The organism is Bacillus sp. FAU20 (genome assembly GCF_056033865.1).
This window is the reverse complement of the sequence record NZ_JBVYHY010000017.1, coordinates 141,124-153,586: the sequence shown is the minus strand read 5'-3', so window position 1 is coordinate 153,586 and position 12,463 is coordinate 141,124. Positions and strand designations below refer to the sequence as shown.

Sequence of the window (12,463 nt, the reverse complement as noted above, 5' to 3'; positions counted from 1 at the left end):
TTATACCGAGAACATCCTACTTTTTACACTTAAGACGACATCGTAATATATATACCAACATGTTTGTCACAGTATCGTCACTTTATACAAATAACTTTTGCAATGCTTTACTACATCACCTTACAAAACTGTATGAGGTATTTCAAAGAAATGAAAAAAAGAACTGATCCAAACATTCCCTTTGAATCAGTTCTTTTTTGTTAAGCCTCTAGATTTTGTTTTTGTTACAGTTCAAACTGCTTCTCACTTCTTCTAGCCATAAATAGATAACATAACACTGCTCCTACTTCACAAAGCGCAATAACAACACCCATCGGTAATGCTGTATTACTTCCACCGATACCTACTAGCGGAGCAACAAGAGCTCCTGAAATAAACTGTAATAAACCTAATAAAGCTGATGCTGTTCCTGCAGCTTGCTTCTGATTTCTCATCGCTAATGAGAACCCAGTTGTTGATACAACCCCGACACTTGATACGACAAGGAATAACGAACATAAAACACCAATTAAACCTATTCCTAATACAATTGTCAGTAGTAAAGATAGACCACCAACAGCTGCGATAATAATACCCGCAACAAATAATGTCTTCTCATTTACTTTCCCCGCTAAACGACCCGTTACCTGACTAGCAATAATAATACCGATGCCGTTAATCGCAAAAAATAAACTAAATTGCTGTGGTGATGCTCCGTATATGTTCTGCAACACAAATGGTGAGCCCGAAATGTATGCAAACATTGCCGCTGTTACTAATCCTTGTGACAATGCATATCCCATAAACAGACGGTCCTTTAACAATTTCCCGTACGTCGCCAAAGTCCCTGACAAACCACCCGTTTCTCTTTCTTCAGGAGGTAATGTTTCGCGCAATACGAAAGTAGCTGAGATTAACATGAATATGCTAATTGCCCCAAGGACGATGAAGACACCGCGCCACGTTGTAAACTGTAACAATTGCCCTCCAATAATTGGTGCCAAAATAGGTGCTGCTCCGTTTACTAACATAAGCAGTGAGAAAAACTTCGTCATTTCAGAACCTGAGTACATATCTCTTACCATTGCACGTGATATAACAATTCCGGCTGATCCTGAAGCTCCTTGTAGGAAGCGCAATAACACTAATGTCCAAATAGATGGCGCAACAGCACAAAGTAAAGAAGAAGCTACATAAATAATAAGTGCAATAATAAGAGGTTTGCGCCTTCCGTAAATATCACTAATCGAACCGACAAATAATTGTCCTACTGAAAGCCCAAGTAAACAAGCTGTCAATGTAAGTTGCGCAAGGGATGCACCTGTTTGCAAGTCATCCGTTAACTTCGGTAATGAAGGCAAATACATATCAATAGATAATGGCCCAATCGCCGTAAGTGTTCCTAATACAAGAATCATCCATAACCTGTTTGCCTTTACAGGTTTATATATTTCGTGATTAACTTCATTCACTTTTCCAATTCACCCTTTCCTATACACACCGAATCGTAACAATTATAGTTACATCATAAACATACGTCAAGTACATTGCATTTTCCTCTTTCATAATGTAAAAAAAGCGATAGAAATTCTATCGCTTTACTTTTTCACATTGCTATTCGTAAATTTAGATACTGAGGCCATCGTCTCTCCCGTATCTAAATATGTAATTTGAATTGGGTCTCCTACTTCTGTAAACATAGCATATGGGAATTTCTTCACTGGTATCATAAATACCTTTTGTTCATTCTCTAAAAGTACGTACACGATTGTATTTTCACCTGATTTTTCTTTATATACACGTTGTACAATACCTTCTTTTTGCGCTTCTTTTCCTGTTGAGGTTGGTCTAAATGTATCACCATTACCGCTCATTACGTTTTTATAATTCTCAAGCGCTTCTTTCTGCGAAGAACCTGTTGCAAATATTTTTGCATTAGCAGCATATACAACTGTATGCGCACGTACTAGGCCTCCGTCATCAACAACCGGAATAATCCAAGCTGGTTTACCGTATACGTTATAAATGACAGGCATTGTCCCATGCCATTTCTCTCTCTTAAAGGAATTATCTACTACTTCTGTAGCTGCTGAACCATCCATAATCCCCTTTACTTCTTTTCCATTATAGTAATATAGCTTGCCTGTGCGTGCATCTACTAATGAATAGCCTAGAGCTGAATCTACTCCTTCTTTTGGAGAAGTAAAGTCTGTAAAATAATACAGTGTTCCATCTTTACCAAAAATCGGGGTCACGCCTTCTTTCGTTCCCCACTCAGTCGGAATTTTCATATCTGTTTGTGAGAATTTCGTATTCCAAAATCCGTGAATATATTTACCAAAGTACGTATTTAACGTAGATGCAGTCTCATGATTTAATACACCATCAACAAATTTAGGTGCCTTTCCTTTATCATATCTTTTCACTTCACCTGTTTGTGCATCTACTACGACAACACCTTCTACCTCAAATCCAGATCTTCCTGAAATAAATTCACCATACGTCATTGTATAATATGGTTTTCCTTTATCATCAACCTCAAATTTAGGTTTTCCTTTAAAGATTAAATTTGGTTCTGCTTGCCTTACCACACGCTCTAAATTATTACCAAAAAACATGCTTGGCACATATTTCATTTTATAACCGAGGTGCAGTTTCGCTTCCGCATCAGGATTCGTACCTGACATCGTTACGTACCCTGGAATTGTCTCAGCTTTACGCGCTTTAAAAAATCCTGAAACTTCAATCGGCGCTACATATAAAGCCTCGCCGTTTACCATTTGTGGCGTTAATTCTCCTAGCTCAAAATAAGCTACTTTTGGAATATCACCAAATACTTTTTTCATCTTATTCTCCGCTGTCTTTGGCGGCACTGTAAACGGCTGGTCATTTTCAGTAAATGGCTCTGAAATATCTTTCTCTACCTTAACAACAGAATCATATTTCTTTTGCGAGATTACTATATCGTGCAAATAACCAAAGTAGCCGTAACCTGCGAGTAAAATAAACATTAGAAGTCCTTTTAATGTACCTTCTAATTTCCCTATTTGATCTTGTGAAAATAAAACAAGCCCAATTAAAATTGCTACTGCAACAGAATAATGAGTAAGAATCGAATCTACTCGATCATCAATTAGCCAAAAGTATTCATAGATTGCAATACCTATCCAAAATAAAACAGGAATAACTAAAATAGATGATTTCTTACCCTTTACAATCTTCTTATCTCCCTTCTTATCCACTGCTCGAAGCTTACTACTACTTCTTGTCCATGGAATCAAAAACAAAGTAAGAATAGCTAAAACTACAAATTTCATCAAAGGCACTGTCCCCTTTTCTTTTGTATTCCCTTTTAGTATAACAAATAAAGGGTATTAAGGTGAAAATAGGAATAGTTATATTTTTTTACTACTTAATACAATCCCGCTCACTACATATAGAATAGATGCAATATAAAAAATTGTACCAATCGTAAAGAAATCTACTAAATATCCCGTGGCAATAACCGCTACTGCTCCGCCAATGGATGTCCACACATGGTATTTTCCAATCTCATAACCAGCCTTTTCCTGCGCAACCTTTCGTGCTAACGAAGTCTTCTCAGTATTACGCTGCACAGCACCTAAAACGCCCATTACAATTTGAAGAATATACACATGCCAAACTTCCGTGGCAATTGGAAAGCAAAGCATTAAGATTGCCATGGACCAAGCGTATATGATTAATAATTTTTTATCACCTACTTGATCAGATACCTTCCCCACTAGTGGATATACAAGTGCTGATGTTAAAGCAAATAAGCCATACGCCCAGCCAAATTGCGAGAAGCTATTTCCAACGTTTCGAAGCAATAATATATAAAAAGGAAATACCATACTTCCTGCCATCATGATGATACTTTGCGAGGCCACAAATCTTCTATATGTCATTTCGTATACTCCCTATAAAATAAATTCACAAATCTCTCTTCTGAATCTACTTCCTTCTTTTTCTTGAGAAATTCTTCAATACGAGGATATGCCCTCTTTAACTGCTCTTTCGTTGGATAAGAATAATACGGCAAATAGTAACTACCGTTATGCTTTAAAGTAACATCAATCATCTTGCGAATGACATCCTCTGTTTTCTTTATCTCACTCTCTGAGCGTCCCTGGTTAATCAAAAGAACCAGCGCAAACATATCATCTTTCGCATAGGACAAAACTGCATTTTCATTCTTTTCCACGTAACGAATCGTAATGTTGAGTAAATTAAACTCTTCTTCATTTAATACGTTACGTAAATCATCTATATACTCTGTGAAAGCATCTATAGGCACAAAGTATTCTTGTAACACTTCGGTCCTATTTGGATTTTCATATTCCATAAAAGCACTATCTGATCTCATAACATTATTACGCGTCTCATACTTTCCATCTGTACGTTCAAAATAACCTCTTTGTATATCCCAAAATGTATTCTTTCCCCAATCACTATAACGTGATAACCCAAGTAAAAATTTCGGTACAGCTATAATATTTTCTTCCTTTAATTCACTGTACTCTTCTCTCATATTTTGATTTTGTGCCAAAGTATAATCTGTCACATACATCTCTTTTAAAAATGAATTTGGAGCAACAGAAATACGCGCTAAGTGCATACGAACATTCTCATCTCTTTTCACTTTCTCTTTGAAATAAGATACGTATTCTTTATAATCTATCATTCTCGTGTGCATTTCATATAATTCATCATCTGTTAACTTCAGCGTCACATCTAAAATAACTCCAAATAAACCGTAACCCCCAATGACATATGGAAATAACTCTGCATTTTCTTCTCTACTTACATTACGTACCGTGCCATCTGCCATTAACAATCTAAATGAATCTACTGTATCAATCAGTGCCTCATGACGAATATCACGCCCGTGTACATTTACACTTAATGAACCGCCAACAGTAAAAATATTTTGAGACTGCATGACCTGTACCGCAAGGCCATAAGGATTTATTTTCTTCTGAATATCATTCCAGGTGACACCACTTTGCACTGTAATCCGCTTCTTCTCTGGATCAAATTCTAATATTTTATTATATCCTTTCATATCGAGCATCGTGCCATTCGGATAATATGTCTGTCCTCCTTGGCTATGTTGCATGCCTGCAATGGAAATTTTCTCTCCTGAAACTTTTGCATCTCGCACTAATTTTATTAACGAGTGCTCTTCCGTAGCACTTTCAACACGTTTTATTTTTGTCGGAAGCAATTTACCTACATCACTCATAATAGGATGATCAATTTGTTTTTTATACGTATGTACAGACGTTGCAAGCAAAACCGTATATGCGACAATGACCACTGCTATCTTTCTTTTTTTCAAAGGACACTCTCCTTATTAGCAACAAAAAGAGATACCCGTTCTTTCAGGTACCTCTCTTGACAGTGATTACTTTGCTGCTGGCAATTGTATTGGATCAAATTTATCATACGATGTAAACTTTGCATCCGTAATAATGTGCGCTTTATCCTCACCATTGCTACTCATAACCATATCTATCTTTGCTGATTCATATTTAAATTCTTTTGTAATAATATATTCCCCATCTATTTCTTCTATCTTTGCATTTTGGCCTTGTAGCATTTGTTTCTGCTTTTCATCCATACTAGCTAGCATACTCTCTGTCTCTTGCCCTTTTAATGCAAACTTCAGCTTATAATTATCTCCACTTTTCTCCATCTTCACTTTATTTAAAATTTCCGATGGAATCTCTAAATTATCTACCATTCCTTGAGTCGCGTTCATTCCGTTAGCATTCAATTGTTCCTCTGGTACAGACATAATTTCACCCGTATTAGGATTTTTTAACTGACCAGCAATTTTGCCACCCACATCATAAACAACAACCTCTGTACCAGAAACATTCATTTCAGAACGAGAATTTTTTTTCTTCGGCTCTAGTTGCATTTTAGCCTTTATTACATTCATCTCTGTTCCTTCAGCCTTTATTCCCACATCATATGTCATCGTTACATTTTCTTCGTTTTTAAAAGCTTCATTCGCTTTATTAAAAACATCCTTCGCTGTTAATTCCTTTTCTTTCTGCACAACTTCTTTTTTCGGTTCATCAGTCTTTTTTGTTTTCTCATTACTACACCCTACTCCTAGACCGACTGCAAGTACTAAACTTGAAATTAAAATAAATTTTTTCATAACATCCCCTCCTCCCCAAAAATAATATCATCTCTTTTCCTATGAAATCCATATAATTCTTAATATTCCTCTTTAAATTTATTTTCTATATAGCAACATGTTTGAGAAAAACTTTAAATATGTTGTAAATAATAACAACTCATTTCAGGAGGTCATTATGAAAGCTATTATTTGCACAAAGTATGGACCACCTAATGTTCTCCAGCTTCAAAATGTAGAAAAGCCTAAACCTAAAAAAAATGAAGTATTAGTTAAAATTCACGCAACAAGTGTATCGACTGGAGATTGTAGAATACGTGGCTTTAATAGCCCCCCCTTATTTTGGATTCCTATGTGGATCATATTAGGTTTCAGAAAACCGAGAAAACCTATACTTGGCGTAGAGTTATCCGGTGAAATCGAAGACATTGGAACAGATGTAACACAATTTAAAAAGGGAGATCAAGTTTTTGCATTAACAGAACTAAACCTTGGTGGTTATGCGGAATACACATGCGTGCATGAAAGTGGATTAATAGCATTAAAACCTACCAATGTGACATATGAAGAAGCTGCCGTTATTCCTTTTGGCGGAACTTCAGCATTACACTTCCTTAGAAAAGGACAGATAAAAAAAGGGCAACGAGTACTTATATACGGCGCCTCTGGGTCAGTAGGGACAGCTGCCATACAACTTGCTAAATACTTCGGGGCGACTGTCACAGCCATTTGTAGTAGTTCGAATTTCGATTTAGTAACAACATTAGGGGCAGACAACGTAATTGATTATATGAAAGAAGATTTTACTAAGCAGGGCGAGCACTACGATATTATATTTGATGCAGTTGGAAAATATAAAAAGTCTCTTTGTACAGATGCATTAATGCCTAATGGAAAATATGTATCTGTGAACGGAATGATGGCAAAGGTCAGTAAAGAAGATATGAACCTGCTAAAACAACTAGCTGAAACAGAAAAGCTAAAACCTGTTATTGATAGAACTTACCGATTAGAAGAAATTGCTGAAGCTCATATATATGTAGAAAAAGGACATAAAAAGGGAAACGTTTCGATTACCTTAAAATAAAATATATTCTGAAAATATTATTGACAATTCTTTTTGTACGATTTACTATTAGTACCATATTCAAAACTACATACACATACTCTTATCAAGAGTGGCGGAGGGACTGGCCCGATGATGCCCGGCAACCGAGCTTATGACGTATAAGCTAAGGTGCTAATTCCTGCAAAACGATTTTTCGTTTTGGAAGATAAGAGAGGAATCTATTTCGTCTATTCGGCACCTCTCTTATTTTTGGGAGGTGCTTTTTATTTTGGAACGTATATGAAGGGGGATTTATAGATGAAAAAGGTATTATTAAGCATTGTAAGCGGAGCAGTATTGTTATTAGGCGCATGTAGCGTGAGTTCAAATAAAGAGGTAAAAGCATTAGACGAGAAAAAGATTACTGTCGGTGTAACAGGTGGACCACATGAACAAATTTTTGAAAAGGTAAAAGAAGTTGCAGCAAAAGATGGTCTCGAAATTGATATAAAAGTATTTAATGATTATGTAGCGCCAAACGTATCATTAGATGAAAAAAGCCTTGATGTAAATAGCTACCAAACGAAATCTTATTTAGATGTATTTAAAGCTGAACGCAATATGAAATTAACTGAAGTATTTTCAACAGTAACATTCCCTATGGGCGTATATTCTAAAGATGTAAAAGATGTAAAAGATTTAAAAGAGGGCGACGCAATTGCTGTACCAAATGACCCAACAAATGAACTTCGAGCTTTAAAATTATTTGAAAAAGCAGGGGTTTTAAAAGTTGATCCAAAGGCTACAGAAAAAGCGACTGCAAAAGATGTAATTGAAAATCCAAAAAAATTAAAGATTGTCGAATTAGAGGCATCTCAATTACCAACGCAACTAAGTGAAGTGAAAGCAGCTGCAATTAACACAAACTTTGCATTAGGTGCAAAATTAAGTCCAGCGAAAGATTCTATTTTCCGCGAAGGAAAAGATTCACCATATGTGAACTGGGTTGTTGTTCGTACTGAAAATAAAGATGATGCCGTTGTAAATAAATTAAAGAAAGCTTATCAATCTAAAGAAGTAAAAGAGTTTATCGAGAAAAAATTTGATGGTTCAATTTTACCATCTTGGTAGGAGCTGACGATAATGATTGAATTACAAAACATATCCAAAGTATTTACAACAAAAAAAGGGAATGTTGAGGCTCTTAAGTCTACTTCCCTTAAAGTAGAAAAAGGCGAGGTATTTGGAATCATTGGGTATAGTGGCGCTGGTAAAAGTACATTGATTCGATGTGTAAATTTATTAGAAAAACCAACGACAGGAAATATCATTGTAAACGAACAAGACTTAACAACGTTATCGACAAAAGAACTAGCAAAAGCGAGACAAAAAATCGGAATGATCTTTCAAGGATTCAATTTACTTAAAACTGTTACCGTTTATGAAAATATCGCATTACCGTTACGGCTTGCTGGCATTCCAAAAGCAGAAATTGAAAAAAGAGTAGAAAAGTATTTACGCATTGTCGATCTTTTTAATCGAAAAGATGCGTATCCAAGCGAACTTTCTGGTGGTCAAAAACAGCGTGTTGCAATTGCTCGTGCGCTATCACATGAACCTGAAGTGTTATTAAGTGATGAAGCAACGAGCGCATTAGATCCAGAAACAACCGATTCTATCCTTGATTTGCTATTAAAGATTAACGAAGAAATCGGAATTACGATTTTACTCATTACACATGAAATGAATGTCATCCAGCGTATATGTGACCGCGTTGCTGTTATGGAACATGGATCTGTAGTCGAAAGTGGAACTGTAAAAGATATTTTCACAAACCCACAACATGTAACAACGAAGAAATTTGTAAATAGCGCATTTGCAGCGAAAATTCCAGAAGAGGTACAGAAAGAACTACAACGTACTGGAGAAATTGTAACACTTTCATTTATTGGCACTACTTCAGGGGAACCTGCCTTAGCCGTTGCCACAAAACGTTTCCAAGTGTATCCGAATATTTTATCCGGTAATATTACGCAGTTAAAACATGAAGCATATGGGAAACTAGTCGTTCATATGCAAGGGGAACAAAATGAAATCCACCGTGCTTTATCATTTTTACAAGAGCAAGGAATCATCGTAGAAGGAGGTAGAACAGATTATGGGAAACAAGTCCTTTTTGGATGAATGGGGTAAAGTCATATGGGAAGCCACAATCCAAACCTTTCAAATGACATCTATTTCATTACTCATCTCGATCCTTATTGCACTGCCACTTGGCGTCACACTTGTTTTAACGAGACCTGGTGGGCAGCGTGAAAATAAAATCATCTATCCTATTCTTAATACGGTTATTAATGTTATTCGCTCTCTTCCATTTATCATTCTATTATTCTTTATCTTGCCTTTTACAAAGTTTCTAATGGGAACATCCATTGGCGTGCAAGGTGTTATCGTACCGCTTGTCGTCTTCACAGCCCCTTATATCGCACGTTTAATGGAGACAGCTTTACTAGAAGTCGATCGCGGTGTCATTGAAGCCTACCAAGCGATGGGAGTCTCTACTATAAAAATCATTTGGCACGTCATGGTGAAAGAAGCTCGTCCCTCCCTTGTACTTGGATTAACAATTGCAACAATTGGCTTAATTGGCGCAACAGCAATGGCTGGCCTTGTAGGTGCTGGCGGATTAGGGGATTTAGCATACCGCTTCGGACATTTACGCTACGAGCCTGAAGTAATGTATGCAACGGTCTTTATTTTAATTATCCTCGTTCAAGGATTACAATCTTTAGGGAATGGTGTTGCACGAAGACTGAAGAAAGATTAAAAAAGAAGGTATCTCACCAAGGTGAGATACCTTCTTTTTATCTTTTAAATCCACCTTCTGAATGAATAACTTGCCCAGTAATCCACTCAGCTTCTTCACTTACTAAAAATTTAATGAGTCTAGCTGCATCCCTTGGCTCACCAATTCTGCCAAAAGGAAACATCGGCTTTAACCCTTGTTTTATCTCTTCAGTCATCCATCCTGTATCGGTTGGTCCTGGATTAATTGCATTCACTGTTATTCCTAAATGAGCTACCTCTGCTGACAACGTACTAGTAAGAGCATCAATAGCTCCCTTCGTTGTCGCATAAGCTAGTTCTCCTGCCATAGGACCTTGAAATTGCCCCGAAGTCATATTCACAATTCTACCACCAGATTTCTTATCAAATCCCCGGGAAAATTGACTACTGAGCAATGTAGTCGCACGAATATTCACCATATAATGCCTATCCAATTCTTCAGCAGTCAAATTAAAGAAATCATTATTCGTAGAATACGCTGCATTATTAATTAATATATGAGGGTATCCAATTTGTTCAGTAACTCTATTTATAAGCTCTCTCGGTGCATCATTCTGAGTTAAATCTAACTCCATACTCGATACTCTAACACCTTTTTGTAATAGCTCTTCTTCTAATTGTATTTGTTCATTTTCATCAATGCCCCAAGGCATCTCTTTATCGTAAGCTGTCCAATACGTAAAAAATATATCGTATCCTGATTCAGCTAATTCTTTACAAATCGCTGCGCCTATACCATCTAGACGACTTACCCCTGTAATAACTGCTACCTTATTTTTTAATTGGTTTATCATATACTCCTCCAAATTTAAAGGACGCATATTTTATATAAGAGATATAAACTTTCCCACAAAAAAGACAGATACATAAAATAGGTATCTATCCTTACAAAAAGGATATACAAGCCAAATATGCATTCCTTGAATGATTTACAGATAACTAAATAAACCCTCGCTTATGAGAGAAAAATTCATCTATCTAGTAGTTTCTAATCATTACAAGTTCATCCACATATTGAGTCGTTGTCTCCTCTCCATATATCTCTATTCTTAGTTTACCAAAACAGATAAAATGTTACAAAAAATAAAACAATTACTCACAGCCTATCCTTGTTCACATTATATCCATTGTGAATTTTTTCACAATGGATATATAATAAACTTGTAAATACAATATTGGAGGGATTTCAATGGTTATCAATTTTTTAAGAACTGATAAACGTGCTACTTTCATATTATTACTTTTACGGCTTTACATAGGATATACATGGCTCGCTGCTGGGATAGGCAAAGTCTTCGGACAATCTTTTGACGCAAGTGGCTTTCTAAAGGGTGCTATTGCTCAAGCATCTGGTGACCACCCTGCAGTACAAAGTTGGTGGGCAGATTTTCTTCAACATTTTGTCCTTCCAAACGCAGACCTATTTAGCTTTTTAGTTCAATGGGGAGAAATTTTAGTAGGTCTAGGTTTAATTTTAGGCGGACTAACAAAAACAGCTGCATTTTTCGGAATCATAATGAATCTTTCATTTTTATTAAGTGGAACTGTTAGTGTAAACCCAAACCTGCTTATTTTGACTATGTTCATTTTAGTTGCAGGGCAGAACGCTGGACGTATTGGATTAGATGGCTCTGTTTTCCCTAAACTTTTCCGTAAAAACAACCACGGAACATATAAATTAAGTAAAACTGCGTAGTAACAGTTTACTTTTAAAATATAAATAAGAAAAAGAGCCTGAATATAGGCTCTTTTTCTTATTTATCCTAATTTAAACTTTTAACGAGCCACGAAAACCTCTGGCAGCATAGTAAGAGTCTGCTCCATTGTGGTACACGAAAACATGTCCAAAACGATAATCGCAAAATAGAGCACCACCGAGTTCTCTAATATCTGAAGGTGTTTGTACCCAACTTGATGATTTCATGTCAAAATCGCCAAGTTGTTGCAATTCCCGATATTGTTCTTCCGTTAATAGTTCAATGCCCATAGCATTGGCAACATCAATAACGTTATTTTCTGGTTTATGTTTTTTTCTTGATTCTAACGCTTCAAGATCATAACAAAGACTTCTGCGACCTTTAGGACTCTCCTTTGAACAATCATAGAAAGTATATTCGTCCTTTTCTTCATCATAACCGACAACATCCGGCTCACCGCCAGTTACTTCCATTTCGTTAAGTGACCATAATTTTTCAGCATTACCTTCTATCTTCGCTTCAACTTTAGCCCATTCAAGACCTTCATGGCGGTTCATGTTTTTCTCAAAACGAACTTGCAATACTTTCAATAACTCTTCACGTTTTTCTACTAGTAAGTCATTTTTATTCCCTGTCATATTAGTCCTCCCTAATGTATGTACTGATAGTAGTTTAAGTATATATTTTATAATAAATCATCTCAATATGAAGACCGTTTCA

12 protein-coding genes and 1 riboswitch are annotated in these 12,463 nt (G+C 36.2%); of the genes, 5 read left to right on the top strand and 7 right to left on the bottom strand.

Annotated elements, in window-relative coordinates:
* Positions 1–224: 224 nt before the first annotated feature.
* From AC0OM3_RS13215 to AC0OM3_RS13195, 5 genes are all read right to left on the bottom strand, one after another.
* Positions 225–1,460, bottom strand: coding sequence for a multidrug effflux MFS transporter (locus tag AC0OM3_RS13215; RefSeq protein ID WP_474212088.1), 1,236 nt, complete (start codon positions 1,458–1,460; stop codon positions 225–227).
* 117 nt (positions 1,461–1,577) lie between these two features.
* Complete coding sequence (locus AC0OM3_RS13210) at positions 1,578–3,296, bottom strand: DUF3981 domain-containing protein (RefSeq protein WP_000674037.1); 1,719 nt, start codon at positions 3,294–3,296, stop codon at positions 1,578–1,580.
* A 78-nt stretch (positions 3,297–3,374) separates the two neighbouring features.
* Positions 3,375–3,908 carry an MFS transporter gene (locus AC0OM3_RS13205; protein ID WP_000222367.1) on the bottom strand — a complete coding sequence of 178 codons (534 nt, stop codon included), beginning with the start codon at positions 3,906–3,908 and terminating at the stop codon, positions 3,375–3,377.
* The gene (locus AC0OM3_RS13200) at positions 3,905–5,341 is read right to left on the bottom strand and encodes an FAD-binding oxidoreductase (protein WP_046946220.1); all 1,437 of its coding nucleotides are present in this window, start codon (positions 5,339–5,341) and stop codon (positions 3,905–3,907) included. Before AC0OM3_RS13200 ends, AC0OM3_RS13205 begins: the two co-directional genes overlap by 4 nt.
* Positions 5,342–5,407: 66 nt before the next feature.
* Positions 5,408–6,172 carry a DUF6612 family protein gene (locus AC0OM3_RS13195; RefSeq protein WP_000713525.1) on the bottom strand — a complete coding sequence of 255 codons (765 nt, stop codon included), beginning with the start codon at positions 6,170–6,172 and terminating at the stop codon, positions 5,408–5,410.
* Between the two features lie 157 nt (positions 6,173–6,329).
* Here AC0OM3_RS13195 and AC0OM3_RS13190 point away from each other — a divergent pair, with 157 nt between their 5' ends.
* The 4 genes from AC0OM3_RS13190 to AC0OM3_RS13175 all read left to right on the top strand — a co-directional run bounded on the left by AC0OM3_RS13190 (position 6,330) and on the right by AC0OM3_RS13175 (position 10,026).
* Entirely contained in the window at positions 6,330–7,238 is a 909-nt protein-coding gene (locus AC0OM3_RS13190) for an NAD(P)-dependent alcohol dehydrogenase (RefSeq protein WP_089149718.1), read from the top strand.
* A 79-nt stretch (positions 7,239–7,317) separates the two neighbouring features.
* A riboswitch (SAM riboswitch) is annotated at positions 7,318–7,432 on the top strand.
* A gap of 85 nt (positions 7,433–7,517) precedes the next feature.
* Positions 7,518–8,330 carry a MetQ/NlpA family ABC transporter substrate-binding protein gene (locus AC0OM3_RS13185; protein WP_474212064.1) on the top strand — a complete coding sequence of 271 codons (813 nt, stop codon included), beginning with the start codon at positions 7,518–7,520 and terminating at the stop codon, positions 8,328–8,330.
* Between the two features lie 12 nt (positions 8,331–8,342).
* The gene (locus AC0OM3_RS13180; RefSeq protein ID WP_000571620.1) at positions 8,343–9,383 is read left to right on the top strand and encodes a methionine ABC transporter ATP-binding protein; all 1,041 of its coding nucleotides are present in this window, start codon (positions 8,343–8,345) and stop codon (positions 9,381–9,383) included.
* Positions 9,358–10,026, top strand: coding sequence for a methionine ABC transporter permease (locus AC0OM3_RS13175; RefSeq protein WP_000527154.1), 669 nt, complete (start codon positions 9,358–9,360; stop codon positions 10,024–10,026). The genes AC0OM3_RS13180 and AC0OM3_RS13175 overlap by 26 nt, the downstream gene beginning before the upstream one ends.
* Before the next feature lie 37 nt (positions 10,027–10,063).
* Here the strand turns inward: AC0OM3_RS13175 and AC0OM3_RS13170 are convergent, their stop codons facing one another.
* Entirely contained in the window at positions 10,064–10,840 is a 777-nt protein-coding gene (locus AC0OM3_RS13170; protein WP_000609968.1) for an SDR family oxidoreductase, read from the bottom strand.
* A 395-nt stretch (positions 10,841–11,235) separates the two neighbouring features.
* Between AC0OM3_RS13170 and AC0OM3_RS13165 the strand changes: the two genes are divergently transcribed.
* Positions 11,236–11,742, top strand: a complete 507-nt coding sequence (locus tag AC0OM3_RS13165; protein WP_000236365.1) for a DoxX family membrane protein — start codon at positions 11,236–11,238, stop codon at positions 11,740–11,742.
* Positions 11,743–11,814: 72 nt separating this feature from the next.
* On the opposite strand, the gene AC0OM3_RS13160 is transcribed toward AC0OM3_RS13165, so the two are convergent.
* Positions 11,815–12,381, bottom strand: coding sequence for a DUF4256 domain-containing protein (locus AC0OM3_RS13160; protein WP_000147399.1), 567 nt, complete (start codon positions 12,379–12,381; stop codon positions 11,815–11,817).
* Positions 12,382–12,463 lie beyond the last annotated feature (82 nt).